The following is a 26,311-nucleotide window of genomic DNA, read 5'->3' as shown; positions in this document are numbered from 1 at the left end:
GAGTTTTTCAGTCAAAAAATGAAAGAATTAATTACCGTTAAACCCAAAGCCGAAGCCAGAAATCTCAATTTTTATTATGAGTCATTTCACGCTTTGAAAAATGTTAATTTTACGGTTCCAGAACGACAAGTTACCGCTTTGATCGGGCCGTCTGGATGCGGGAAAACAACCCTGTTACGTTGCTTTAATCGAATGCACGACCTTTACCCTGGAAACCGCTACGAAGGTCAAATCTTTCTTGATTCAGAAAACATTTTAGGTCGAGATGTTGACCCGATTGAAGTGCGAATGCGGGTGAGTATGGTCTTTCAAAAACCGAATCCTTTCCCCAAATCGATTTATGAAAATGTTGCTTATGGGTTGCGGGTGCGAGGAGAGAAAAGACGCAGTTATATTGATGAAAAAGTAGAACAAGCGCTCAAAGAAGCCGCCCTTTGGGATGAAGTCAAAGACCGTTTAAATGATATGGCGTTAAACCTCTCAGGCGGTCAACAGCAACGCTTATGTATTGCCCGGGCGTTGGTCGCAAATCCTGAAATTATTTTATTTGATGAACCGACATCTGCCCTTGACCCCATCGCCACCGCTAGCATTGAAGAATTAATGAGCCAATTAAAACAACACGTTACCATTTTAATTGTGACTCACAGTATGCAGCAAGCGGCGAGATTTTCCGATTATACGGCGTTTATGTATTTGGGAGAATTGCTAGAATTCGGCACAACTTCCGAAGTGTTTAGTAACCCTTCTCACAGCCAAACTGAAGACTATTTACGGGGAAGAATTGGTTAGAAAAAGAGGCAACATTTTTGTAGGCAAACGCCTGTAAAATAATTGATAACTGTAAGATTGGCTGTTGCTCGCTTGCCTAATTACTGGTGACGGATGAGGAGGTGACTCAAAGGGGGAGTGTCAACAAACCAGTAATCAAAGATTTGGGCTTGTTATGATAGTGTAGGACCTGTTTGCAGAAATTTTTTTCAGAAACAAATTAAAGTGGCCTGCAAATTCAATTGTCATCACTTGATCTTAAGCCTGTTAAGCCTAGTATTAACGTTACTGCTGGCTTGGAATCCTGGAATTGCCCAAGAAACCGGTGAGCCGTTAGCCCAAAGCAGTTCAACAGTTGAACTCACCGCAGCAGAAGAAGCGTACATTGAGGCCAATCCGGTCCTCCGAGTTCACGCGGAGTCCCAATGGCCCCCTTATAACTTTGTCGAGAATGGTAATGTCAAAGGATTCAGCAACGAGTACATTCAGCTTATTGCCCAAAAAGTGGGTCTTGAAGTTGAGTTTGTGGTTGGTCCTAATTGGGATGAATTTATGACCCTGTTGGCTCAGAAAAAAATTGATGTCGTCACCAATATGGTGATCACTGAAGATCGTCAGAAATTCGCGATCTATTCTGAGCAATATGTATTTGACTTGGTTAATTCTTTGTTGACCCGCAAAGATGGCGAAGACTATACCGAACTCGAACAGCTTCAAGGAAAAAATTTGGCGATTGTCAGAGGTTTCTTTTTTGAGGAAATTTTAACCAAAAACTATCCCGAAATCAACCTGCTGTTAACTAACAATACATTGGATGCCATGAAGCAGGTCGAAGCGGGGAGAGCAGATGCCGCTTTAGAAAGCCATGCCACTTTCAACTATTATATTGACCGCTATTTCTTGAAAGATTTAATCAGCCGTCCTCTGATTGGCAACCCTTATTTCTCCAATGCAGGTCAATATTTAGGCATCCGCAACGATCGCCCAATTTTGAAATCAATTTTAGACAAAGCGATGGCAGCAGTTTCAGAACAGGAGTATGCCAATCTGCGTCAGCGCTGGTATCTAGCTTCTGATACCGCCAGCTTTGGTTTTACGAAAAGAGAATTAGAATATCTACAAGATAAAGGTCAGATCAAAATGTGTGTTGACCCGAATTGGATGCCCCTGGAGGCAATCGTTAATGGTCAACATACGGGGATGAGTGCAGACTTTTTTAACTTGTTGAATGCCCGGATTAGAATTCCGATTACGCTGTTTGAAACCAAGACCTGGGTCGAAAGTATTGAGCAATTTAAACAGCGGCAATGTGACATTCTATCCCTAGCTGTTGCCACCCCAGATCGGCGCGAATATGCTGACTTTACTCAACCCTATCTTGAACTGCCGTTAGTGATTGCCACCCGAGAAAAGGAACCGTTTATTGCCGATATTACCGATGTTCTTAATCACAAAATTGGGATTGTTAAGAGCTACGCATTGACGGAGATTTTACAAGACCAATACCCCGATATCCAAATTGTTGAGGTGACTTCCATTGACGAGGGTTTACAGCAAGTCGAAAAGGGGAATTTGTTTGGGTATATCGATCTTTTACCGACGACCTCATATGCCATTCAGAAACGATATCCTTCCCTGAAAATTGCCGGTCGATTTGAGCAGCCTTGGGAATTGGGAATTGCCGTTCGCAATGATGAGCCTGAGCTACTAAGTATCTTTGAGAAAGCGATCGCTTCTATCGATGAAAAAGCCAAACAAGGCATCATCAACGATTGGATTTCTGTCCGGTATGAACAAGGTGTCGATTATCGGATCATTCGGCGATTTTTGTTCGTAGGGCTAACCATTTTAGCGATTGTTCTTTATCGCCAATATTTACTACAAACTTATAACCGCAAGCTAGAAAAGATATCAGTTACCGATCCTTTGACGGGCTGCTACAATCGCCTGAAAATTGAAGACTGTTTGCAGAAACAAGAATCCCTTTTTAATCGATACAAACACACATTTAGCGTCATTCTTTGTGATATCGATTATTTCAAAAAGATTAATGACACCTTTGGGCATTTAGCGGGAGATGCTGTGTTGATCGAAATGGTAGCGTTATTAAATAAACGACTCAGAAACACAGATATTTTAGGGCGATGGGGTGGTGAAGAGTTTCTCATCATTACTCCCAACACTGATTTATCCGGGGGCAACGGCTCTAGCTGAGGCACTGCGTCAACAGTTGGCTGACCATGAGTTTACCAAAGTTGGTCATCAAACGGGTAGCTTTGGAGTCGCTGAATTTCACGAGGGTAGTCAGTCTATCAGCCATCTGATCAGCCAGGTCGATGAGGCGTTGTACAAGGCTAAAGAAAGAGGTCGTAACTGTGTGGTCGCCTATCAAAAAACGCAGACCATGTAGTGATTCAATGGAACCCTCTGTTTCATCCTGAAGTTCACACTAACCTACCAATAAGCCTCAGGAATTGAATTATTGTTCAAGCTTGAGTTTAAACTCCAGTTAGGGACGAATCAGAGGGATTGAATGGTTAGAGATACTTTTTCAAAAGTAATTCTAACTGCTCGATTCGTTCGGGTGGAACTTGATTTAAAGGCGTTAAAATGGCAAACTTTAAAGCAGAATGGGCTTCGGATTCCGGGAGATTTTCACTTAAGCGTTTTACCGTTTCTTGAATCACTTTTTGAGCATTAAAAGCATTGCGCTGTAAATTTCCCACAACCATTTCAACGGTAACGCTATCGTGATCGGGATGCCAACAATCATAATCGGTAACTAAGGCTAAAGTTGCATAGGCAATTTCCGCTTCTCGGGCTAACTTTGCTTCCGGTAAATTCGTCATTCCGATAATCGTTCCGCCCCAACTGCGATATAAATTTGATTCGGCTTTTGTGGAAAATGCAGGCCCTTCCATACAAACGTAAGTTCCGCTAGAATGTAAAGTAACGTCGGGTAAATTTAAAGCAGAAATAGCATCGGTTAACACTTTGGCTAACTGGGAACAAATCGGATCGCCAAAGGTAATATGAGCAACAATTCCATTGCCAAAAAAAGTAGAAATTCGGGAGCGAGTTCGGTCAATAAATTGGTCGGGGACAACCATATCTAAGGGTTTCACGTTTTCTTTGAGAGATCCCACCGCAGACGCCGAAATAATGTATTCAACCCCCAAACTTTTCAACGCATAAATATTAGCGCGATAGGGTAACTCTGTGGGTAATAAATGGTGAGTGCGTCCGTGTCGCGCCAAAAAAGCCACCCGCATTCCTTCTAACGTCCCTAAAATAATGCGATCGGACGGGGAACCGAAGGGAGTATCAACTTCAATTTCTTCGATGTTTTGTAGCGCCTCCATTTTATATAGACCACTACCGCCAATAATTCCAACTTTAGCCTGACTCATCTGAGCATTCCCATAGCGTTTATCACTCAGACTATTTTACCAGTGAATTGGCTCACGAATTCAATTCAACCCCAGTCGAATATAAATTCTTCTTAAAGTTGGGAGGGGTAATATCTAAATATCACGTAAAGGCTACCACTGTTCAATAATTGATAATTAATAATGGATAATGGATAATTACCTCGATCCTTTATGAAGAGGATTGATAGAGAGGAAATCATCGGTACTCCGCCTTTAAAAGGCGGAGCCTGCGATGATTCGTACCCTGCATAATTTTTCTTTTTTCTCCTTGAAAGGAGAGGTCTTAAACCTCATTAATTAATGATCAATAAGTTGCAGGCGCATAAATCCCCTCGATAGAGGAAGAATTTAAACTCAGCCAAACTAAACCTTCACAAAACTGCTGAATAGCAAACAAAATCGGAAAAACTCCTAGTAAAAGTTCTTTTTTTGAGGGAGTTTCAATCAGAGTTGCTGTTCCTAAAATTACTAGCGTCACCGTAGCCGTAAAACTAGCCGTTGCAGAAAAACACATAAGATCATATTAAAAACAAACTCAATTAAAAAAAACCCCCCAACTTTTCCGTAAAAAAGTTGAGGTGATTCAGATCGCCATCTATTATTAGGTCGTGTAATTAGATTGAATTTAGATGTTCCAGATGATAAAGGGGAAAATAGCGATCTTACCAAGTCTACTCAGTGAAATGAAGAGATTATAAATGCCAGCCAAGGCTTATCTCTTTAGAGTCAATGTACATCAGCTCAACACTATCATACTGCCCCAGTTAAAATTAAGCTTCTATCTAAGGAGGGTTGCCAATTTACGATTTTTGGAGTAAGCAACCGAAGACCGGAGGGTCAACTCAACCCTTCCTCAGACCGAGTAAATCACCAGAAGACTTGAAAGGCTACTCCGTAGCTATTCCGAAGGGGTTGAACGTTCATTGAATCACTGCGATCTCGATGGTCAGGGTTTCATCGATTTTGATTCGATAAGATCGACTGCGATCGATAGAACAGTCTTTTTTGGCTCTCAACTTCTGCGCTAACCGATTATAAAAGATTGGAATTTCTCCTCTCAGTATACACAGCCGTTCGGGTGCGAGTGCAATTTCTTCCTTGAAAATCTGAATAATCGCCTCTTGTCTCGCCTTTACGGGGTCTGTAGACGAGCCATAACAGCCTTCAGAAGTCAGCCAGGTGTAAACTCCTGTAGCTTCTTCAACAATCGAAAATGCTCTTGTATCGAGAGAAGTCGTTTCTTTCATCTATTTTTTCTTCAGGTAATTTACAAGAGTATATCATCTTGCATCTACCAAAAGGAATAAATTTGATACAGAACGCCAACTTCTGGATTAATTAATCCTAGAGGAAACGACCCCAAATCCATCGCTGTGATCTGAAATACAGAAAATAATGCTACAGATAATTGATCCCCCTCAATCCCCCTTCTGTAAAACAGCGAAGCATCCGCGAATTCCCCCCAGAATTGGGGGGCAAGGGGGGCGGGGACTATATGATTTCCACCCTTTTTAAGGGGGGCAAGGGGGGATCGAAAACCGAGCAGTATTAGTAGCAAATATTTAAGTATTTCAGATCAGATAGCCCTGTGCAAACGGGGTTGACTCGGAAGTGTTAGCGGTTATTTTTTATTGTGCTTTTTTGGAACGAGAATGAACGGCAAAAGCACCCAAAGCCAATATCGCACTAAAAATAGTATTGGGTTCGGGAATGGTTTTGGTTGGAGCAATATTACCGGCTAAAACATCATCGATATAGCTGGCATAAGTTGACACGCGAGTATCAAAACCAAACTCTCCGAAACTAGCATTTACAACATTATCAACATCGGGAGGACTGGAACAGTTGAAGTTAACGAAATCAAAACCCACGCAGGTACCACCGGATGTAATTCCAGCAATTAACCCATTAATAAATATTGGACTTCCTGAGTCACCCGACGCTGGAGTAACCTCTTGCAGACCTAATCCTAAATCGGGAAGACCCAGAGTTCCAAAGGCATCATTTTCGGGTTTTCCATTATCAAAATCATAGGCTAAAAAAGCACCAGGAATAAAATTAGCCGGAACTACCGTACTCAAAATTTCTCCCACACTGTCATATAGATTTTGACCCAAACGTTTAACTCCATAAGGGAAATTCTCTCGGTCTAAACCCTGATTTCCTTGACCGGAAAGACCATATCCCACTTTGGTGTTAACTTGACCAATTTCATCGGTATTTCGGTAAATATCGTAGCGTTCTGCCGCTTCCGGTGCCATAGATGTGAGTTCAAGAATCGCTAAATCACCATCCAAAGAATCGAAATTATCAAAACCATCCCAATCTGGATGAACAAAAAAGTTTTTAGCTTTAATGCTAGTCGTACCGAACGGTAAATCAAACAGTACATTAGCAGAGGAAATTAAACCCGGAGCCAAGCGATTATCGAGACAATGAGCCGCAGTTAGAATATGTTTTCCTGAAGATAATAGTGCAGCCGTACAACCACCGCGTTCTGAACCCTCTCGCTGCAATAAACGTACAACACCATCATATCCCGTTCCCGGTTCAACAATATAATCGTTTGGGTCGCCTGAAACAACAATGGCTTTGGCTTGATGGTTCAGTTCAAAAGCTGCAAATAGACTAACTGTAGAAATTGCAGTCGAAACAATTGTGGATGCAAGAAAGCCCACTTTTTTGAAACACATTGACATCAGATTTTCCTTAATAAATGTAGTGAATTTTTCTGAGGTTTGCGATCGCAAACTGTTCTTCTGCACCCAAGATGTAACCTTGCTAGAAAGGCTATCAGAAACCTGCTTTTTCACAAAACCAACTTTTGTTCAGTGTTTGACCTAGCCAAAAGTACAGGTACTCCCGGACTCGTTTTTTATCCCCCCTCGCCCCCCGATGATCGGGGGGAAAAGAAGGGGAAAAGAGGGGGGAATTCTTGAAAGTCCCCCATCCAACCAAAAGCGAAGCAACATCTAGCCTCCCCCTTTCCAAGGGGGACGGGAGGGGGATTTCTAAGGGGGACGGGAGGGGGATGTTAAAATTCAACGGCTCCTAACGCTTTTAAAGTGGATTTTTGAGCATCTGTTAACCCAATAGCTTTAGTAATATTCATCCCCTCATACAAACGAGTCGCCCGCAACAATTTAACGCATTCACCCGTTTTTACATCCCACAACCGAACGGTTTGATCTTGAGAACCGCTAATAATAAATTTACCTTCGGGACAAAACCTAACCGCAGAAACTAAATGCGTATGTCCCTGCAAAACATGACGACATTCGCCCGTTTCCACATCCCAAACTCTAACGGTACTATCGTGAGAAGCGCTGGCTAAAAACTTTCCATCGGGACTAAAAGCGACGGAAAAAATCCAATTGCTGTGTCCCGATAACGTCTTTAAACACTCTCCAGAAACATTCCACAATTTCAACGTATTATCAATACTTCCACTGGCTATAATTTCACCATTCGGACTAAAATCAACCGCAAAAACGCGATCGCGATGTCCATAACAAACCTTTAAACAATTTCCCGTCTGAGTATCCCAAAACCGCACCGTTTTATCGGTACTTCCGCTAATTAAAATGCGACCATCTGGGCTAAAAGCGATCGCATAAACCTGATCGCCGTGTCCGCTTAAAATCCGCAAACATTGACCGGTTCGCCAATTCCATAATCGAATGGTTTGATCTGCACTTCCACTGGCTAAAACTTCACCATTCGGACTAAACGCCAAGCAACGAACCCAGTCCGTATGTCCGGTTAAAATCTGAAAACAACGACCCTCCAAAACCCCCCAAAGTCGCACCGTTTGATCGGAACTTCCACTCGCAAGAACCCCCTGAGAACTAAAGGCGATCGCGAAAATTTGATCCTGATGTCCGCTTAGAATTTTAATACAATCTCCCGTGTACATATTCCACAAACGAATCGTTTTATCATTGCTTCCACTAGCAATATTATCCCCGTGACAAGCCACCGGAAGCGCCCAGTCAGTGTGTCCCGACCAAGTTTTTAAACATTGAGCGCTGCGAACATCCCAAAGTTTAACTGTTTGATCGAGACTAACACAAGCTAACGTTTCACCCTCGGGACAAAATGAGACACAAAAAATCTGATTGGTATGTCCGTGTAAAGTTTTAATATAACGTTCATTTTTACAGTCCCAAACTCTCACCGTATGATCTGCACTTCCACTCGCTAACAGATCATCTTGAGGACTAAACGACACCGAATAAACCCCGCCCGTATGTCCGGAAATCGTTTTTAAATACTCTCCCGTGTCGCCTTTCCAAAGGTTAATATTGCGATCGCTACTTCCACTCGCGAGAAGATTTCCATTACCATTAAACGCCACCGATCGCACCCATCCTTGATGTTCAGTACAAACTTTAATACAATCTCCCGTGTTCACATCCCAAATTCGCATCGTCCCATCTTGGGAACCACTCGCGAGAATATCGGTTGTGGGACTAAACGCCACCGATCGCACCCAGTCGGTATGTCCGCTTAGAGTCTGGAGACATTCACCCGTGCGAGTATCCCAGAGTTTAATCGTATTATCGCCGCTTCCGCTTGCAATTTTCGTCCCATCGCGACTAAACGCCACAGAAAACACTTCCCCAAGCTGTCCGCTGTAAGTTTTTATACAGGCGCCGGTGCTAACATTCCACAACTTCACCAACCGATCCGCCCCGCCACTGGCCAACATTTCGCCATCGGGACTAAACGCCACCGATCGCACCCAGTTGGGATGACCCTGACAAATGGCGACTAATTTACCGGTTTTGACTTCCCAGAGGCGAATATTGCAGTCGGTGTCGCAGGTGGCGAGTAAACCCTTGGGACTGAAAGCCGCAGAGAGAATATTTCCCAAGGTTTCAGTAAATACACTCCGAGACAGATCGGACTCCGTAAAATTAACGTTGTGCAGGGGATAATTTTGTAGATAGGCTTGCCAAATGGTTAAACGTGAGAAATCATAATCGGTAATATCGCTTTTGAGTTGACGAAACATATTCAACAAATTTCCGGCGAGATAACCCATTTCTGGGGTTGTTTGTTGTTGTTGATCAATCAAAATTTCTTGTAAACAGTTTTCGACCGCAGAAGGTGAACCCAACTGAGCGATCGCTTGGTCGAGAATCGGTTGTAAAATTAAACAAGTTTGAGCCTCTCGAATATAGTCTCGGGTTTGAGCTTGTAAAAAAGCATAAGATCGCAATAAATGAGTCTCGCGATTAAGAATTTCTTGAACGCTGCGGTCGATTAATTCACCAATCGCATATTCCATAACTACAGGTTGTTGGGTGAAAGCATTTCCGGTTTTTTCCACCAAAGAACGGCGTTGTAAAGACGCCAAAGCGGGGAGAAGTTCACCCATCGACACCGGACGAACAATATCTTCTTGAAGCTGATCGAGGGGGGTCGGTTCTCGTTCAATTGCCAACCAATACATTAATTCTCGTTCTAGGGGAGTCAGGCGATCAAACTGACTTTTAAGTAATTCTCGAATCCCATCAAAAATAAAGCAACCCTGCTGTTGAAAGACATCTAAAAACACCGAAAGATTGCCATCAAAAACTTCTTCAATCGCAGAAGCAACGATATTTAAAGCCAAAGGATTACCGCCATACCGTTCATTTAAAGTTTGCCATTGTTGTTCATCTCCGGCAAAAGATCCCTTAGCTTGTAGAATAGCTTGTCCGTCGGAAGTTGGTAAACCGCTTAACTGAAGATAACGGACGGGTAACTGTTGACCTTCGAGGGCGGCGAGTCCTGCGGGTTTTTCGCGAGAGGTTAAAATTAGACAGCTTTGATGTCGGCTTTGACCCATTAATTTAAACAGTTGACCGTAACTTTCATAGCCCGAAAGATAATTACCGGTATGTCGGGTCAAATTACTTTGAGCAAAATCGCCACTTTGTAAAATTGACTCAACATTATCTAAAATAATTAAACAGCGAGAGTTGCGTAAATAGTCGAGCAAACATCGCATTCGACCATCAAAATCTGGGGGAATATCTTCGGCTTGTTGGTTGCTAATAAATTGAATAAAATCTGCAATAATATCATCAATATGGGGGGCGTTGCGAAGACTCCGCCAGATAATAAAATCAAATTCAGATTCTAAATTTTGGGCGAGTTTAGCCGTTAAAGACGTTTTACCAATCCCCCCCATTCCCAGTAGGGTTATTAGATGACAGCGATCGCTTTTTACCCATTTTTCTAAGGTGGTTAGTTCATCGTTGCGACCATAAAAAAGATTAACATCCGGCGCTTCTCCCCAGTCTTGTCTGGGAGTATTATTCGGCACAACCTTTGTGTTAATAGTCTTACCATGAGCGGCGTTACCGTTGGTGCCATTACCGTTAACAATCGTTTTTGGAGGAGATAGGGTCGTTTGAGGTTCTGGGGTTGGCGGTGGAGTCGGTGGAGTCGGTGGAGTGGGTTGAACTTCCGAGGCGTCATCCGACAGACAACGACGTTCAAAAGCGGCGCGAAAGGTTTTTTTCGTAACTTTTTCTTCTAAAGCTTGCGAGAGAAGTTCCCACAGTTGCGAGCCGACAATGCGAACGTGAGTATCTGAACAATAACAGTTTTGAGCAATTTGATCGTACTTTTGACCCATCCAAGAGCCGCGAAAAATATCCGCTTGTAGGGTGGTCAGATGTTTACCTGTCTTCGCTAAAACGAGCGCATCTGCTGTAGCCAGTGCGGTTTCAAGTTCGACAGTGCCTTTTCGGTTCATGTTCCTCCTCTATTGGGCTGCTATTGTCATCGATCCAACTTCCCACTTCGTTTGGACGCCAAACATTTGTTACTTAATCATACTTTTTCAAACATTTCTTGAATGTTGTCAAGAGGAGATCAAAAAAGTTATCAAAATTTCAGGGTTCGACCCCTCATTAACAAATTTGGACGATACAAAACTTAAAGATTATATTTTTGAGAAGAAAGAGATCATTACCATTAAGCGATCTCGATCACATTGTTATCCGATCTCTCAGGAAAATCTCAGAAAACATTCAGAACAATTTTAGATAAAATTCATCAGAAAATAGGTTTTACAAAAATCGGGATATTTTTAACAAACACCATACTTTTTAAAACGTTTTCATATTGTTATCCTCAAATAACTTGCTTATATTGGTTAACAACAAGGCAAGCAAAAAACCATTAATTGATTGCCAAAAGACCACCAACTAAATTTCAGCTTGAGGAGAAAAAATCATGGCTCTTTGTTATCGGGGTGTACGCTATAACGCTCAATCTACTTCTTCTATGTCTTCAGCTTCCAGTCATTTTTTAAAGTATCGGGGTGTTTCCTACTATCACCAAAGTTTAAACCTCGCCAAAGAACTTTCAACGAAAAAATTAACCTATCGGGGTGTTTCCTATTATAAAGATGGTTCTCAACCCGTGAAAGTAACGAAAGCTATTCCGAATTTAAAATCAGCCTTGATCTAAATCTTATTTAGATATCGAAGGGCAGGTTTAGCCATCTGGTTTTAGGAAGATTTCAAATCCATCTGAACCCGCCCCGCTTCACCTAGCATTTAGTTTCCATTCCCCTTTTTCTATTCATCTATTCCATCTTTAACTGGAGGTTTATCTCATGGAACGCATCGAAATCGACAACAACACTATCAGCAACAATCCGATCATTCTCGATGAATTTGCAGAAAGTTTAGAAGTAGAAGGCACACTCAATACAGGCGAAGAAGATGCCGTCACCACCCAAAATACTCTCAATCAAATAGAAGTCGATGGTAGCGGCACAATTCAATCCGAAAACAGTGCCATTCAAGTTGATGGAGTTGCCACATTAATTGAAAACGAAGGGACAATTAGCGGTGATTTTAACGGGATTAATATTGCCAATGGAAATATTGCTTCGGCATCCATTGAAAACCAAGGTTTAATCACCAGCGAAAGCCGTGCAGTTAATATTGGAGGAGTTGGCGGAGTTCTCTTTAACGAAGGTCAAATTCTCACCAGTTTAAGCCCCCGAAATGGTACCGTTTACGGCGACGTTACCGGATTGAATATCTTTATTGAAAATGATCGTCGGGGTGTTATTGATGTCGGAGAAGGAAACGATGGGGATGCCATTTCTCTCGAACTTGGCGCCAACGTTAACGGTTCAGTTGTTAACGAAGGATTAATTCAAGGGCGGGGCGTTCCAATAGGAAATAATCAGTCCGCTGCGGTGCGTTTATATTGGGTGCCAGCATCGGGGGCGGAGACTTCTATTTTCAACGGAGATATTATTAATGAAGGCACTTTAACCGCCGAAAATGCAGCCACCGTTATTATCCAAGAACAAACCCAACTTAACGGTACAATTTTTAACGAAGGTACGATTATTGGGGGTGCAATTGAAGACGGAAAACTCGCGATTGATGTGCGAGAAGCGGTTGGCGGAGTGTCGGTTATTAATGAGGGGGAAATTGAAGGAAATGTCGAACTGAGTGCAGAAGATGACAGCTTTAACGGTATCGATGGCGAAGTGATCGGGGTTGTTAATGGCAATGGTGGGAATGATATTATATTAGGAGGAGATGAGGCGGATGTTATCTCTGGCGGTTCTGAAAATGACTTATTAGATGGCGATCGCGAAAATGATACGTTATCCGGCGATGAAGGAAATGATTTCATCGTTGGCGCCCAAGATGACGACTTCCTCGAAGGTGGCGATGGAAATGATTTCTTCTTCGGTGTTGATGGAAATGGAAATGATACCTCTTCAGGGGGTTTGGGGAATGATTTTGTCCGGGGAGGAAATGATAACGATCAAATTTTCGGCGAACAACACAATGATTTGTTAATTGGAAATAATGGGGATGATCTCATTAGTGGCGGTGCCGGAATTAACCTCGTTAGCGGGGGAGGCGGAAGCGATCGCTTTGTGTTAGAACCGGGCGGTTTAACGACAATTCTTGACTTTGAACTCGGAGAAGATTTACTGGTTCTCGGTGAAAGTTTAACCTTCGATCAGCTAACATTAGTTCCCGATTTATTTGGCACCGGAACCGGAATTCAAATTACTGAGACGGGCGAACAAATTGCCACCCTAACTTTTGTTCCCGTCGAACAGCTTGGCGAAGCGAATTTTGTTTCCTTTGAACAGGCGTTAGAAGGAATTACGAATTCTAGCAGCAGTTCGACGACAGATGAGAGTATTTCAACTACCGTTAATACTTTCAATGGAACCTTTGAAAATGATGTGATTGACGGTACCGATGAAGGCGATTTTATTAACGGTGGTGCCGGAAATGATACCCTAAATAGCGGTATCGGTGAAGATGTTACGAATGGCGGGGATGGGGATGATTTTATCACCGGAAGTAACTTCCTCAACGGTGATGCGGGTAATGATACTATTCAAGCCAATGATAGCAATAATTTTATCAGTGGGGGTTTAGGTCACGATCTGATTACTGCGGGTTTGGGTGAAAACTTTGTTAATGGTGATGGCGGTAATGATACTATCTTCGGTGGTGATTTTATTGACTTAATTTCTGGTGGCGAAGGCGATGATATTATCTCAGCCGGTGGCGGTACGGATATTGTTTTTGGTGAACTTGGAAATGATACTTTACAAGCCGGTGCGGGTACCGATGAACTCGATGGCGGTGAAGGGGATGATGTGTTAATTGGTGCGTTTGTTCCCGAACTAACCGAAGGAGTTAATATTGATGAATTAACAGGCGGTGTTGGTAGCGATACGTTCATTTTGGGTGATGAAAATGGCAAGTTTTACACCGCAGCAGGCGATCAAGATTTTGCGGTCATTGCTGATTTTGACTTCACTCAAGATGTTATTCAACTCAACGGAACCGCCAATCAATTTACACTCGCACCCGTTCAACAAAGTGGCGTTTCGGGTTTGGGAATTCTCGCCGGAGAAAATCAAGATTTAGTGGCGATTATTCAAGCGCCGGATTCCGGTAGCATTGACCTGAGAGCGAGTTATTTCAACTACGTCTAATTCTTCCATTGTTCGGATGTGAAATCAAGTCTCTAATCTTGGGTGGGGTGCTGTATTAGCACCCTATTTTTTTACATCAATCATCCGTAGGGGCGCAAGGCTTTGCGCCCCTACCGTTTTACTTTTAGTTCCTAGTTTGTAGGGTGAAAAATGCCTACCCGACTTTAAGGGAGTTTGTAACTGGCGACTCGAATGATTAATTTTCCATCTTCAGGATTGCGTGTAAAAATAAACGCACCCGATGCTTTTTCACCCGCAGAAAGAAAGTCTATTTGTTGTTCTCCACCTTGTTGGAGATTTTCATCTTCTATTTGAAGTTCTCCAACCACTTGAACGGATTTTACCGTTTGTCCTCCGATATTATAAACCGTGAAAGGAACATAAAATTGAGTTCCAAAGTAACGAATTTCTTGATCGAGAGTAACAGTTAAAATCGGGGGTTCATTTTCTTGAACTTTCCATTGATAGAGAATCAGAAAGATTAACAATCCCAGTATACAAATTGCAATTCCGAAACTTAAACGTTCCGGGAAAGAACGCTGTTTTGTTTGTTCCTTTTGTTCTGAGTCTGTAGAAGTTTCATTCATACGGCTAAACGTCCTGCTGCACCCCCAATACTGGCGGGAAGTCCTAATAAAATAGTATAACGTATCCAGAGAAACCAAGGATCGCCCAAGCTTAATTTTTGAAAAAACAACAGCATCAAAAGGGAAGCCATCAGAGAAATTAAGTAGGATAAAATCGTTTCACTTTCGGGAGTTTGAAAGAGTCCTTGTTGCTGTTTGCGTTTTTTCTGGTTCGCAAACCCTGCCGCAAAAACAATCAGATAAGAAATAAATAAAGAAGCCAAAATAATCGCAATTAACCAAGGCGGAGAAGACGCCACCCCCAATTCCGTGACTTCATCGGTTGGGGCGATACTAAAAGCAATAATAATCGCTCCGGTTAACGTTCCGCCTAAATCAGCTAAGGTCTCGTTTATTCCTTTTACTTTTTGCAGCTTTTTCACCATAAAATCTTCATGGGTTCGAGAATTGTCTGAGGAGTTATTCGAGTCATCTTCGCTTAAGATTAATCGACTTAAAGCCACACCAAGGGCAAAAGGAACACTTTCAAAGATAATCTTCCCTAACGCTTCTTCTAGAGAAGTATTCAAGGTGATTCGCTGCAATAATATCATAATAAAAGTAGCACAAACAATGGCGATCGCCAAGGCTTCTATACTCTCCAAAAATACATCACTCAGGTTAGTTCGTTTCTTGCGTCGAAAGCCTTCAACCCGGTTAAAAAAGAAAACAACTAAGTATGTAGCCGCTAAAATAGCCAGCATCAAAGGGGGTTTTAAATAGGAACCCGCTTGCCACACTTCAAAAGTATATAACAAGGGAATTCCAAACAAAAATCCTCCGGCTGCACCTCGAACAATATCATTAATTTCTTTTAGCCAAACTAAACGGGATTGCCGTTTACTCATTCGTTTGTTCATGGACTTCACCTAGAAACTGTTAGGTATTTGTTCTGACTCTACCTTTGAAAATAGTCCATAAGACTGAATTTCCTCAAAATATTCTTAACTTAACAATTAAAATTCAGCACAAAGGGGGTTGAATAAAGAAGTAGAAATTCGATAATATCACAAGATAAGCATAATGTTAAGTTATTTCGCTATAGAACTCCCATTTGAGGAGAGATGAGAATTGAATTGAGATTGGCGATCAACTCAATTATGCAAACCTCGAAACTTTTAGATAAAATTTGAAAAGGAATCAGATTCAAACCATGAATTCTTGTGAAGGTTTAACGCTTGGGGTAGAAGAGGAATATCAAATTATTGACCCAAAAACTCGCGAACTTTCTGGACGAGCCGAGAAAATTATCTCTTGGGCCGAAGAAAATTATGGTGAGGAAATTGTTCAGCCCGAAATGAATAAATCTCAAATCGAAATTGCCACTTCTGTGTGTAAAAGTTTGGCTGAAGTCCGCACCGAACTTTCTGAGGCGCGCCGCATTGTGATCGAAGCCGCCCAACGGGATAATAAAGTTATTGCTGCCGCCGGTACTCATCCGTTTTCTCACTGGAAACAACAAGAAACAACGGCGAGTTGTCGCTATCAGAAATTAGAACAAGAGTATCAGCAAATTCTGCGAGAGTTGGTAAGTTTTGGCTGTCATGTTCACGTCGGAATTTCCGATCCGGAAATGGCGATCGCCGTGATTAATCGTGCTAGAATGTGGCTGTCGGTATTGTTAGCCCTGTCTGCAAATTCACCCTTTTGGTTGGGAGAAAAAACGGGTTATATCAGCTATCGAACTGAACTTTGGAGTCCTTTCCCCCTGTTTGGTTCACCTCCATTTTTTGAAGATTATCAAGCTTATCAAAACCTGGTAGAGCAATTAACTAAAATCGAGGTCATTCAAGATACAACAACGATTTATTGGACGATTCGCATTTCCGAACATTATCCTACCATAGAATTTCGAGTAAGCGATATTTGTTTAACCGTTGATGAAGCGGTGATGATTGCCGGATTAGTTCGCGGATTAGTTCAAACTTGTTTAACTGAAATCAAGAATAATTTTCCTCTGATTTCTGTACATCCCGAAATCCTTAAAACGGCTGATTGGTATGCGGCGCGATACGGTTTACAAGGGAAATTAATCGATGTTAGTGAACAACGTTCTAAACCCGCAAAAAAATTGGTCAAGCAGTTTCTCAATTATCTCCGTCCGGCCTTAGAAATGTTGGGAGACTGGGAAGAAGTTTCATCGTTGGTGGATAAAGTTCTCAGAGAGGGAAACGGCGCCCAACGTCAACTCGAAATCTATCAGCGCCAAGGTAATATTGTTGAGGTGGTTGATTATTTAGTAGAACAAACTCGCTTGGGAGTTGTGTAAGAGTTTACTAGCCAACCTGAAATCAGAGTTATTCATAAACTAACAGAATTTTGAATAATTTTGCAAATTTTGGGGCTAAATTTCCAAAAATCGGCAATTTCACCCGAAAATTATTGGAATTTATGCCCAGAGGTAGAGGGGAAAAGTGACCCGATCAAATCATCATATAGTATAAGAATTCATCATTCTAAATAGCTGCTTAATACTCGTCAACTGTGTATTAAGCCGAGATTTTTATGTCGATATTTTCAAGAGGATTATATGACGACTTCAGAAGTGACCGTCGCCAAAATTAATGACCTGCGAATTGGTCAACTCAAGCAAATTTCTGTAAATAACTCTGATATTTTACTCGCCCGTCTGAGCGAAGAAAAATTTTCTGCTACCGCTCCCCATTGTACTCACTTTGGCGCCCCTTTAGAGAAAGGGGTTTTAGTTGGAGAAAGAATAGCTTGTCCTTGGCATCATGCCTGTTTTAATATGACGACAGGTGATTATCAAGAACCACCAGCGTTAGATTCATTGCCGAGTTTTCCGGTGCGAATTGATGGGGAAAATATTATTGTTGAACTCCCCGAAAAAATACCCGAATCTCGCACGCCAAACATGGCAAAACATAACCCCAGTGCCGATAGTCGTGTGTTTGCAATTATTGGCACCGGGCCTGCTGGAATGTTCGCCGCAGAAACCCTAAGACAACAAGGGTTTCAAGGGCAAATTTTTCTGATTACCCGCGAAGAACGTTTGCCCTATGACCGCACAAAATTGAGTAAAAAGTATTTACAAGGTAAGGTAGAAGAAGACGCTTTACCCCAACGTTCTTGTGAATTTTATCAAGAACATGACATCGAATTACGCTGTGGAAAAGCGGTTACAAAAGTCGATGCTAACTTAAAAACCATCACCTTTGAAGATAATTCGGTGATGAGTTATGACAGCTTATTAGTGGCAACAGGCGGACGGCCAAAACGTTTAAAGGCGCCGGGAATTGATTTAGATAATATTTTCACTTTGCGTCAGCCCGGGGATGTGAATCATATCTTAGAAACAGCCGAACCCAACCAACGGGCTGTGATTGTTGGTTCGAGTTTTATTGGCATGGAAACCGCTGCAAGTTTGTCTCAGCAAGGACTTTCTGTAACGGTTATTTCTCCCGATTCCGTACCTTTTGAAAAAACTTTGGGTCAAAAAGTCGGGAAAATGTTTCAAGACTTGCATGAAAGTCACGGCGTTTCTTTTCGCTTTCAAACCAAAGCCACCCAGTTTGAAGGAAATGGCAAAGTTGAAGCGGTAATTTTAGAAAATGGCGATAAAATTCCGGCGGATTTAGTGATAATTGGAATTGGTGTTCAACCCGTAACGGACTTTCTCTCGGGCGTGAATATTGATGAGAAAGATAATAGTGTCATTGTCAATGAATATTTGCAAGCCGGAAAAGATATCTATGCAGCCGGAGATATTGCCCGTTTTCCCTACGCCCCTCTCGGAAAATTAACCCGGATTGAACATTGGCGTTTAGCCGCCCAACACGGACGAATTGCCGCCCATAATATGGCCGGAAATCAGGTTAAATTTACCGGGATTCCCTTCTTTTGGAGTGGGCAATTTGACCTGAAACTTCGTTATGCTGGATATGCAGAAGATTGGGATGAAATTATCTTTGATGGCGATGTCAATTCCCAAGAATTTGTAGCATTCTACATCAAAAATAATCAAGTTTTAGCCGTGACCGGATGCGGACGCGATCGCGATGTTGACGCGATTACTGAATTGATGCGCCTTCAGCAAGTTCCCAATGCGGATCGGATTCGGAATCAATCCATTGATTGGGTTGAATATATCCATCAATCCTAGCATTTTTTATCATCGCAAAACTGAAAATTTACCCAGATTGTTCATCTAAAAAATTAACCATGAAACAGCACTACGACCTAATTATTATTGGGGCGGGTGCAGGTGGAGGAACTCTCGCCTATGCCCTAGCTTCGACCGGAAAAAATATCTTAATTCTCGAAAGAGGCGGTTATCTTCCGCGAGAAAAAGCCAACTGGAATCCTAACGAAATTTTTCTCAAAGAACGCTATCAAACTCAAGAACAATGGTTGGATAGTAACCATCAATCTTTTAGTCCGGAAGCCTTCTATTTTGTGGGCGGAAATACTAAAGTTTATGGGGCAGCTTTACAACGAATGCGGGCCGAAGATTTTGGCGAACTTCGTCATTTTGATGGCATTTCTCCCGCTTGGCCGTTGGGTTACGATGTCTTTGAACCCTACTATACTCGCGCCGAAAGTTTGTTTAAATTGCATGGACTACGAGGGGAAGATCCCACCGAACCTCCCGCAACAAATGAATATCCTTTTCCGCCTTTTAAGCATGAACCTCGCATCCAAGAAGTCGCCGATAAATTACGCGATCGCGGTTTAAATCCCTACCATCTGACTTTAGCATTAAATCGGGATGAAGAACACCCCGAAAATCGCCCTTGTATTCGCTGTAATACTTGCGATCCTTATCCCTGTTTAGTTGATGCTAAATGTGATGCCGAAGTTACTTGTATTGATCCGGCGTTAAAACATAATAACATCACTTTATTAACCCATGCCAAAGTTACCCGTTTGATTACCAATAACGACGGTAAAATAATTCGGGCCGTAGAAGCGGAAATCGACGGAGAAACGCAACAATTTAGTGGCGATTTGGTGGTGTTATCTTGCGGGGCAATTAATTCGGCAACGCTATTATTAAAGTCCGCGAATATCCATCATCCCAACGGGTTAGCCAACTCCTCGGGCTTGGTCGGGCGCAATTTAATGTTACACAATCATTCGGCATTAATTGCGGCTTCTCATCAACCCAATGAGACAGTTTTTCAAAAGACGTTGGGAATTAATGACTTTTACTTTAAAGGACCAAAACAAGATTATCCCCTCGGACAAATTCAACTGACGGGAAAAGTGGTTTGGCAGCGCTTAAAACACATGGCAGCCGGAGAAATTCCCCAGGCGGTATTAGAATATATTGCCAAACATTCGGTTGACTGGTGGATAACAACGGAAGATTTACCCCAACCGGAAAATCACGTTACTCTCAATTCCCAAGGTCAAATTGTGGTTAACTACAAGCCGAACAATCTCAAACCCCACAAGGAATTAATCGCCATTTTAGAACAATATTTAAAACAGATCGATTTTTATCTGTTTTGGGCGAAACAAATGCCTGTAAAAGTCGTTTGGCATCAAGCCGGAACCTGTAAGTTTGGTGACGACCCGAAAGAGAGTGTTCTTAACCTCAACTGTCAAACCCACGATGTCAACAATTTGTATGTGGTTGATAGCAGTTTTTTCCCGGCTTTGGGGGCAGTAAATCCGACCTTAACGATTGTTGCCAATGCGTTAAGAGTTGCCGATCACCTCAAAAATCAATGGGGGTAAACTCTCAACTTTTCAACTGTAATTCATTTGGAGAAATTGACTATGAAAACTCAAGAACGTCGTCCAACACCCGAACAAATTCCCGGACAAAAACAAGACTATCCCGCATCTCAAGAAAAGATGACCCCGAAACCGGATAGCGATCTTTCTAACTACAAACCTGCGGATAAATTGTTGAATAAAGTCGCATTTATTACGGGCGGAGACTCCGGTATTGGTCGGGCTGTGGCGATTGCCTACGCAATGGAAGGGGCAAATGTTGCCATCTTTTTTGACCAAAGTACCGAAGATGCGGAAGTCACCAAAAAAGCCGTAGAATCCAAACAAAAAGAATGTTTGGTGATTCAAGGAGACGTGCGGGATTTTGACACCTGTAAACGGGCAATTGAACAAACCGTTGAACATTTTGGACATCTGGATATTTTGGTCAACAATGCCGCTTATCAGATGGCACAGAAGAAGTTTGAAGATGTCAGCTTAGAACAATTTCGCCGCACAATGGAAACTAACGTGTTTGGCTATTTCTACATGGTCAAAGCCGCACTTCCTCACCTGAAAGAAGGCGATTCTATTATTAATACAGGTAGCATTGTCGGCAAAATGGGCAAAGGAATTTTGGTGGACTATGCCACCAGTAAAGGGGCGGTTCATGCCTTTACGAAGTCTTTAGCCCAAAGTTTGGGCGAACGGAAAATCCGGGTTAATTCTGTCGTTCCCGGCCCAGTTTGGACTCCCAATATTCCCGCCACTATGCCTGTGGAAAAGGTGGATAACTACGATACCGACGGCATTCTACAACGGGCCGGACAGCCGGAAGAACTTGCGCCCGCTTATGTGTTTTTAGCGTCGGCTGATAGCAGTTTTGTGACCGGTGCGTTGTATGATGTAACTGGCGGTCAACTGGCTGCTTAATTAACTGAAATTACCTCAAATCATTTACTCAAAATAGATCTAAAGAAGGAGTCTTTCTTTCTTTAGATCTTTTTTCTGTTCTCAATCTGTTAGTTTGTTGTTGGGATGCGACGCCAAACCCGATCTATTATCAATGGATAATTGACAATTGATAATTGATCATTAATTAATGAGGTTTAAGACCTCTCCTTTCAAGGAGAAAAAAGAAAAATTATTTCCTCCCTATCAATCCTGTTCATAATGGTCGAGGTAATTATCCATTATCCATTATCCATTATCCATTATCCATTATTTCCTCCCTATCAATCCTGTTCATAATGGTCGAGGTAATTATCCATTATCCATTATCCATTATCCATTATCCATTATTTCCTCCCTATCAATCCTGTTCATAATGGTCGAGGTAATTATCCATTATCCATTATCCATTATCCATTATCCATTATTTCCTCCCTATCAATCCTGTTCATAATGGTCGAGGTAATTATCCATTATCCATTATCCATTATCCATTATCCATTATCCATTATTTCCTCCCTATCAATCCTGTTCATAATGGTCGAGGTAATTATCCATTATCCATTATCCATTATCCATTATCCATTATCCATTATTTCCTCTCTATCAATCCTCTTCATAATGGTCGAGGTAATTATCCATTATCCATTATTAATTATCAATTATTGAACAGGGTTTTACCGGAGATGAGACAAAGCTTTCTTGTTGCAGGTTTATTCAGATCCCCTTTTCTGTTCATCGTGGTCTACAAAATTAGCTAAACCAATGCTAAACTAATCTATCTCGTTATCCTCAAATTTTGGCAGTACACTATAAAAAACAAAATACAGAGCGATGATAAACAGGAACAGAATGAACTCAAAAAAGTATCCTCTGGCTGCTTCTCTGCATCGGCTTTTTAGAACCCTCAAACGCAGTCTTAGCGGCAGTTATGGGCTGTTGTTCTTCTTAATTCTACTGGTACCGACTGTGGCGATCGCAGTAGAAGAAGCCGAAACCAAGCCATCTGGATTTGTTGCCGGACTCGATGCGGTATTTTCTGGGATTGTTAACTTTTTAGCCCAAATCTTCTTCTTCGAGATTTTCGGTCTTCCCTTCATTGTATTGTGGCTAATTGGAGGGGCGATTTTCTTTACCCTGCGGATGGGTTTTGTCAATATTCGCGCCTTTAAACACGCCATTGATGTGGTCATGGGTAAATATGACAATCCCGACGATGAAGGCGATGTTTCCCATTTCCAAGCCCTGGCCACCGCCCTTTCGGGAACCGTTGGACTGGGAAATATTGCCGGCGTCGCCATTGCCGTACAGGTCGGCGGCCCCGGTGCAATTTTTTGGATGACCGTGGGCGGCTTTTTTGGGATGTCCAGTAAATTTACCGAATGCACTCTCGCCCAAATGTATCGCCGCATTCAACCCGATGGCACCGTTGCCGGCGGGCCGATGTATTATCTCTCCAAAGGCTTAGGTGAACGGGGTTTGCGCCCTCTCGGACAAGGACTGGCGATTTTATTTGCATTGCTGTGCGTTTTAGCCAGTATGGGGGGCGGAAATATGTTCCAAGCCAACCAAGCTTATGCCGCAGTTGCGGGGATTATTCCGGCTTTACCGAGTTGGGTTTTTGGATTAGTTGTAGCGGTATTAGTTGGGTTTGTAATTATTGGCGGAATTGGTCGAATTGCTTCGGTTACGGCGAGATTAGTTCCGGCAATGGCGGTGATTTATGTGTTGGCTTGTTTGTGGATTTTATTGGGGAATTTAACCGAAATTCCGGCCGCATTTGGTACAATAATTGTGCAAGCTTTTTCCCCGGAAGCCATCGGAGGCGGTTTTGTTGGAACTTTAGTTCAAGGGGTGCGACGCAGCGCTTTTTCTAACGAAGCGGGGATTGGTTCGGCGGCGATCGCACATTCTGCGGCCCGTACAGATGAACCGTTACGGGAAGGAATTGTTGCCTTACTTGAACCGTTTATCGATACAATTGTTATCTGTAATTTAACAGGTTTAACGATTGTTATTACCGGGGTTTATCGCGATACAACCGCCGCCGAAGCTAACGGCGTTGAACTGACGGCCGCTGCATTTAGTTCTGTGATTGGTTGGTTTCCCATTCTTTTAGCGATCGCGGTGGTTTTATTTGCTTTTTCCACCATGATTTCTTGGAGTTATTACGGGGAAAAATCCTGGAGTTTTATGTTTGGTGAAGAAAGCGCCATCATTTATAAAGGGATTTATGTTCTCTGTGTGTTCATCGGTTCGGTGGTGAATTTGGGCGCCGTGTTGGATTTTAGCGATATGATGTTACTGGCGATGGCATTTCCCAATTTACTCGGCTGCTATATTTTGTCAGGAAAAGTCGCTTCTGCACTCGGCGATTATATGAACCGTCTCAATTCCGGACAAATGCCTGTATATTCTCGCGAGACATCTGCCTAACTCCACTTTTAGCAGATTGTACACCATTTGATGTCTTCCTAAAGTTAGATACAATTTCTAACGTTTATTCAAGTTCCCTCAAACGATAGATGAAAAGCCTTCTGCTTTTTTGGTCTAATGACTAAAGTGATTAAAAAAGCAGGAGATTTTTTTATGCCTAAGCTTAATATTGGTTTAACAGATGAACAACGTCAAGGCGTTGTAGAACTCTTGAATATGAACTTGGCAGATATGTATCTGCTGTTAATTAAAACCAAAAAATATCATTGGGATGTCGTCGGCCCTCAATTCCGCACTCTGCACCAACTGTGGGAAGAACACTACGAAGCCTTAACTATAAATATCGACGAAACAGCCGAACGTATCCGTGCTTTAGGCGGTTATCCTCTGGGTACTGCCAAAGGATTTTTAGAGAAGGCAACGCTCAAAGAACACGCCGGAGATCTGCCCAATGCTAACGAAATGGTACAGCGTTTGGTGACAGACCACGAACAAATTATTCGCAATTTGCGCGAAAATATCGATAACTGTTCCGAAAAATTCCATGATGAAGGAACGGCAGATTTCTTAACCGGATTAATGGAACAACACGAAGAAATGGCGTGGATGTTGCGTTCCTTTATTGAAGGAGAAGAACTGCAACCGAGCGGTAATATTCCCAGCGATCGCGTTAAAGCAGGTATGAAATAAAACTTAGGAGTTACCAAATTTTATGGCGGAAGAATACAAAGCAGAACGGACAATTACAGCCGTTTTTAAAGAAGAACAGCAAGTTAATGATGTCGTTCGGCGATTAATTGATCAGGGTGTTTCTCGCGATCATGTATCGGTAATGGGTCGAGATTTTCAATCTCAAACCCGCATTTCTGGCTTCATCAGTAAAAAAGATGTTATCTTGGGTGGCTTGCGAACAGGAGCCGTTTTTGGTTCCCTGTTTGGCTCGATACTCAGTCTGCTGACCGGCGTCGGCGTGCTGTTTATTCCTTTTGTCGGTTCAGTGGTAGCCGCAGGCCCCATTAGCGCAGTCCTATTGGGTGCGGCAACCGGAGCCTTAGCCGGGAGTGCGGGAGCGGGTTTGGCGTCCGTCCTCACCACCTTGGGAATGCCCGAAGAAAAAGCAGCCGTTTATGAAACGCGCGTCAAAGCCGGAGAATATCTGTTGATGGCCGAAGTTCCCGCGAACAAGTCCGATGAATACAAAGGCGCGATCGAAAATGCTCACGGTGAGGAAATTCATGTCACCGACCGGGCTTTACCCCGTCCTTGTCCGGGACGATGCAACTCTCCCGAGGAGTTATCCCCAGAAGTTCGCGCTCATCTGTCGGAAGATGCTCAAAGCACGTTCATCAAACGCTACAATGCCGTTTTTGATGACACCGAAGATGAGATGAAAGCAGAACAGGCGGCTTGGGAAACCATTCATCAACAATACGACGAAGATGAAAATGGGATTTGGTCCAAGCAGAAAGTTACAGCATAACTCCGGGAATGCTCAAACTTTTGGGTTGGAGTTGGGCTTCAAGAGTCCGGCTCCAACCTTTTAAAAATATTTCTATTAACTCAATATTGATGTTCAATTTGACGTTTAATTGTAAAATCGCATGGTTCCATTAAAAGACGAAAATCCGATTCACATTACCCCGATTGTTACCTACGTTCTGATCGGTTTGAACTTTCTGATATTTTTGATCGAGTTAATGTTATCGCCCGATCAACTCAATAATTTCTTTCATCTGTTTGCGGTGGTTCCCCAAGAGTTATCCGCGAGTTTTAATGGAATTTCGGTCGATCAACCCGTTCCAGAATTTTTAACACTTTTTAGCTCTCAGTTTCTTCACGCCAGCTTTATTCACGTGGGCTTTAATATGTTATTTCTGTGGATTTTTGGGAATAACATCGAAGAAGAACTCGGACGGGTGAAATTTATCATTTTCTACTTGGCTTGTGGGGTGTTAGCGGCTCTTTCTCAGTATGCTTTAGCAACCGGATCGGCTATTCCTTCTCTGGGGGCGAGCGGTGCGATCGCCGGAGTTATGGGCGCTTATATTTTGAAGTTTCCCAACGTGAGAATTTTAACAGTAATTCCTCTCGGAATCTTTCCCTATGTTGTTAGAGTTCCCGCCTTTCTTTTCTTAGGATTTTGGTTTGTTCAACAAGCCTTTAGCGGAATTTCCATGTTAGAAGTTCAAACCGCAGTTGGGGAAATGATGAATCAGGGTGGTGTTGCGTATTGGGCGCACGCCGGCGGGTTTATTTTCGGTGCAATATTAGCCCCAATTTTAGGAATATTTTCCGACACCACATCCAACGAAAATTCGGTGGTAGATTGGTAGTTTGATCTCATCTGATATCCGACTAATCAATAATCCCAAGCGTAGGGGCGGGTTCTGCATTAATCGAGGGCGACCACTCCGAGATTG

Annotated in this window: 20 protein-coding genes; 13 read left to right on the top strand and 7 right to left on the bottom strand. The window is 42.5% G+C overall.

The features are described from left to right. Window positions 1-18: 18 nt before the first annotated feature. The 3 genes from pstB (at window position 19) to ACL6C3_RS06975 (ending at window position 3,181) form a co-directional block, all read left to right on the top strand. Window positions 19-792, top strand: coding sequence for a phosphate ABC transporter ATP-binding protein PstB (gene pstB, locus ACL6C3_RS06985; RefSeq protein WP_413166443.1), 774 nt, complete (start codon window positions 19-21; stop codon window positions 790-792). Between the two features lie 204 nt (window positions 793-996). After that, on the top strand, window positions 997-2,985 hold the full coding sequence (locus tag ACL6C3_RS06980; RefSeq protein ID WP_413166442.1) for a transporter substrate-binding domain-containing protein: 1,989 nt from the start codon (window positions 997-999) through the stop codon (window positions 2,983-2,985). Further along, complete coding sequence (locus ACL6C3_RS06975) at window positions 2,924-3,181, top strand: GGDEF domain-containing protein (RefSeq protein WP_413166441.1); 258 nt, start codon at window positions 2,924-2,926, stop codon at window positions 3,179-3,181. Before ACL6C3_RS06980 ends, ACL6C3_RS06975 begins: the two co-directional genes overlap by 62 nt. A 127-nt stretch (window positions 3,182-3,308) precedes the next feature. Here ACL6C3_RS06975 and ACL6C3_RS06970 read toward each other — a convergent pair whose 3' ends face one another. From ACL6C3_RS06970 to ACL6C3_RS06950, 5 genes are all read right to left on the bottom strand, one after another. Next, window positions 3,309-4,181, bottom strand: a complete 873-nt coding sequence (locus tag ACL6C3_RS06970) for an S-methyl-5'-thioadenosine phosphorylase (protein WP_413166440.1) — start codon at window positions 4,179-4,181, stop codon at window positions 3,309-3,311. A 325-nt stretch (window positions 4,182-4,506) separates the two neighbouring features. Continuing rightward, window positions 4,507-4,716 carry a DUF6629 family protein gene (locus ACL6C3_RS06965; protein ID WP_413166439.1) on the bottom strand — a complete coding sequence of 70 codons (210 nt, stop codon included), beginning with the start codon at window positions 4,714-4,716 and terminating at the stop codon, window positions 4,507-4,509. Between the two features lie 406 nt (window positions 4,717-5,122). Beyond that, window positions 5,123-5,449, bottom strand: a complete 327-nt coding sequence (locus ACL6C3_RS06960) for a hypothetical protein (protein ID WP_413166438.1) — start codon at window positions 5,447-5,449, stop codon at window positions 5,123-5,125. A 381-nt stretch (window positions 5,450-5,830) separates the two neighbouring features. Beyond that, window positions 5,831-6,901, bottom strand: coding sequence for a trypsin-like serine protease (locus ACL6C3_RS06955; protein WP_413166437.1), 1,071 nt, complete (start codon window positions 6,899-6,901; stop codon window positions 5,831-5,833). 335 nt (window positions 6,902-7,236) lie between these two features. Continuing rightward, a complete protein-coding gene (locus ACL6C3_RS06950) occupies window positions 7,237-10,953 on the bottom strand; it encodes an eIF2A-related protein (protein ID WP_413166436.1) in 3,717 nt (1,238 codons plus the stop codon). Window positions 10,954-11,435: 482 nt separating this feature from the next. Between ACL6C3_RS06950 and ACL6C3_RS06945 the strand changes: the two genes are divergently transcribed. Further along, window positions 11,436-11,672, top strand: coding sequence for a DUF4278 domain-containing protein (locus ACL6C3_RS06945; protein ID WP_413166435.1), 237 nt, complete (start codon window positions 11,436-11,438; stop codon window positions 11,670-11,672). Between the two features lie 148 nt (window positions 11,673-11,820). Continuing rightward, window positions 11,821-14,196 (top strand): calcium-binding protein, encoded by a 2,376-nt coding sequence (locus ACL6C3_RS06940; protein WP_413166434.1) that lies wholly within the window; start codon window positions 11,821-11,823, stop codon window positions 14,194-14,196. 164 nt (window positions 14,197-14,360) lie between these two features. Here ACL6C3_RS06940 and ACL6C3_RS06935 read toward each other — a convergent pair whose 3' ends face one another. Next, window positions 14,361-14,783 carry a TIGR02588 family protein gene (locus tag ACL6C3_RS06935; protein WP_413166433.1) on the bottom strand — a complete coding sequence of 141 codons (423 nt, stop codon included), beginning with the start codon at window positions 14,781-14,783 and terminating at the stop codon, window positions 14,361-14,363. Further along, a complete protein-coding gene (locus ACL6C3_RS06930) occupies window positions 14,780-15,670 on the bottom strand; it encodes a TIGR02587 family membrane protein (RefSeq protein WP_413166432.1) in 891 nt (296 codons plus the stop codon). The genes ACL6C3_RS06935 and ACL6C3_RS06930 overlap by 4 nt, the downstream gene beginning before the upstream one ends. Window positions 15,671-15,975: 305 nt before the next feature. Here ACL6C3_RS06930 and ACL6C3_RS06925 point away from each other — a divergent pair, with 305 nt between their 5' ends. The 8 genes from ACL6C3_RS06925 to ACL6C3_RS06890 all read left to right on the top strand — a co-directional run bounded on the left by ACL6C3_RS06925 (window position 15,976) and on the right by ACL6C3_RS06890 (window position 26,224). Continuing rightward, window positions 15,976-17,091, top strand: a complete 1,116-nt coding sequence (locus tag ACL6C3_RS06925; protein WP_413166431.1) for a carboxylate-amine ligase — start codon at window positions 15,976-15,978, stop codon at window positions 17,089-17,091. Window positions 17,092-17,352: 261 nt separating this feature from the next. Next, window positions 17,353-18,945: an FAD-dependent oxidoreductase gene (locus ACL6C3_RS06920; RefSeq protein WP_413166430.1), complete on the top strand. Its 1,593-nt coding sequence runs from the start codon at window positions 17,353-17,355 to the stop codon at window positions 18,943-18,945. 59 nt (window positions 18,946-19,004) lie between these two features. Next, complete coding sequence (locus ACL6C3_RS06915; RefSeq protein ID WP_413166429.1) at window positions 19,005-20,525, top strand: GMC oxidoreductase; 1,521 nt, start codon at window positions 19,005-19,007, stop codon at window positions 20,523-20,525. Between the two features lie 42 nt (window positions 20,526-20,567). Continuing rightward, the gene (locus ACL6C3_RS06910) at window positions 20,568-21,437 is read left to right on the top strand and encodes an SDR family oxidoreductase (RefSeq protein WP_413166428.1); all 870 of its coding nucleotides are present in this window, start codon (window positions 20,568-20,570) and stop codon (window positions 21,435-21,437) included. 870 nt (window positions 21,438-22,307) lie between these two features. Beyond that, window positions 22,308-23,891: an alanine/glycine:cation symporter family protein gene (locus ACL6C3_RS06905; RefSeq protein ID WP_413166427.1), complete on the top strand. Its 1,584-nt coding sequence runs from the start codon at window positions 22,308-22,310 to the stop codon at window positions 23,889-23,891. A gap of 153 nt (window positions 23,892-24,044) precedes the next feature. Further along, the gene (locus tag ACL6C3_RS06900) at window positions 24,045-24,581 is read left to right on the top strand and encodes a Dps family protein (protein WP_413166426.1); all 537 of its coding nucleotides are present in this window, start codon (window positions 24,045-24,047) and stop codon (window positions 24,579-24,581) included. Between the two features lie 22 nt (window positions 24,582-24,603). Further along, window positions 24,604-25,371, top strand: coding sequence for a ChaB family protein (locus ACL6C3_RS06895; protein ID WP_413166425.1), 768 nt, complete (start codon window positions 24,604-24,606; stop codon window positions 25,369-25,371). A gap of 121 nt (window positions 25,372-25,492) precedes the next feature. After that, window positions 25,493-26,224 carry a rhomboid family intramembrane serine protease gene (locus tag ACL6C3_RS06890; RefSeq protein WP_413166424.1) on the top strand — a complete coding sequence of 244 codons (732 nt, stop codon included), beginning with the start codon at window positions 25,493-25,495 and terminating at the stop codon, window positions 26,222-26,224. Window positions 26,225-26,311: the final 87 nt, after the last annotated feature.

It is taken from the genome of Capilliphycus salinus ALCB114379, assembly GCF_047276495.1.
GTDB lineage: Bacteria > Cyanobacteriota > Cyanobacteriia > Cyanobacteriales > Microcoleaceae > Capilliphycus > Capilliphycus salinus.
Note: the sequence above shows the minus strand (reverse complement) of the source record. Positions and strands in the feature narration are given on the sequence as shown.

What these genes read in the sequence shown, in the direction of transcription:
- ACL6C3_RS06915 (WP_413166429.1), top strand. Translation starts at nt 19,005, where the DNA reads ATGAAACAGCACTACGACCTAATTATTATTGGGGCGGGTGCAGGTGGA.
- ACL6C3_RS06945 (WP_413166435.1), top strand. Translation starts at nt 11,436, where the DNA reads ATGGCTCTTTGTTATCGGGGTGTACGCTATAACGCTCAATCTACTTCT.
- ACL6C3_RS06920 (WP_413166430.1), top strand. Translation starts at nt 17,353, where the DNA reads ATGACGACTTCAGAAGTGACCGTCGCCAAAATTAATGACCTGCGAATT.
- ACL6C3_RS06965 (WP_413166439.1), bottom strand. Translation starts at nt 4,716, where the DNA reads ATGTGTTTTTCTGCAACGGCTAGTTTTACGGCTACGGTGACGCTAGTA.
- ACL6C3_RS06970 (WP_413166440.1), bottom strand. Translation starts at nt 4,181, where the DNA reads ATGAGTCAGGCTAAAGTTGGAATTATTGGCGGTAGTGGTCTATATAAA.
- ACL6C3_RS06905 (WP_413166427.1), top strand. Translation starts at nt 22,308, where the DNA reads ATGAACTCAAAAAAGTATCCTCTGGCTGCTTCTCTGCATCGGCTTTTT.
- ACL6C3_RS06895 (WP_413166425.1), top strand. Translation starts at nt 24,604, where the DNA reads ATGGCGGAAGAATACAAAGCAGAACGGACAATTACAGCCGTTTTTAAA.
- ACL6C3_RS06900 (WP_413166426.1), top strand. Translation starts at nt 24,045, where the DNA reads ATGCCTAAGCTTAATATTGGTTTAACAGATGAACAACGTCAAGGCGTT.
- ACL6C3_RS06890 (WP_413166424.1), top strand. Translation starts at nt 25,493, where the DNA reads ATGGTTCCATTAAAAGACGAAAATCCGATTCACATTACCCCGATTGTT.
- ACL6C3_RS06955 (WP_413166437.1), bottom strand. Translation starts at nt 6,901, where the DNA reads ATGTCAATGTGTTTCAAAAAAGTGGGCTTTCTTGCATCCACAATTGTT.
- pstB (WP_413166443.1), top strand. Translation starts at nt 19, where the DNA reads ATGAAAGAATTAATTACCGTTAAACCCAAAGCCGAAGCCAGAAATCTC.
- ACL6C3_RS06935 (WP_413166433.1), bottom strand. Translation starts at nt 14,783, where the DNA reads ATGAATGAAACTTCTACAGACTCAGAACAAAAGGAACAAACAAAACAG.
- ACL6C3_RS06925 (WP_413166431.1), top strand. Translation starts at nt 15,976, where the DNA reads ATGAATTCTTGTGAAGGTTTAACGCTTGGGGTAGAAGAGGAATATCAA.
- ACL6C3_RS06960 (WP_413166438.1), bottom strand. Translation starts at nt 5,449, where the DNA reads ATGAAAGAAACGACTTCTCTCGATACAAGAGCATTTTCGATTGTTGAA.
- ACL6C3_RS06950 (WP_413166436.1), bottom strand. Translation starts at nt 10,953, where the DNA reads ATGAACCGAAAAGGCACTGTCGAACTTGAAACCGCACTGGCTACAGCA.
- ACL6C3_RS06930 (WP_413166432.1), bottom strand. Translation starts at nt 15,670, where the DNA reads ATGAGTAAACGGCAATCCCGTTTAGTTTGGCTAAAAGAAATTAATGAT.
- ACL6C3_RS06940 (WP_413166434.1), top strand. Translation starts at nt 11,821, where the DNA reads ATGGAACGCATCGAAATCGACAACAACACTATCAGCAACAATCCGATC.
- ACL6C3_RS06910 (WP_413166428.1), top strand. Translation starts at nt 20,568, where the DNA reads ATGAAAACTCAAGAACGTCGTCCAACACCCGAACAAATTCCCGGACAA.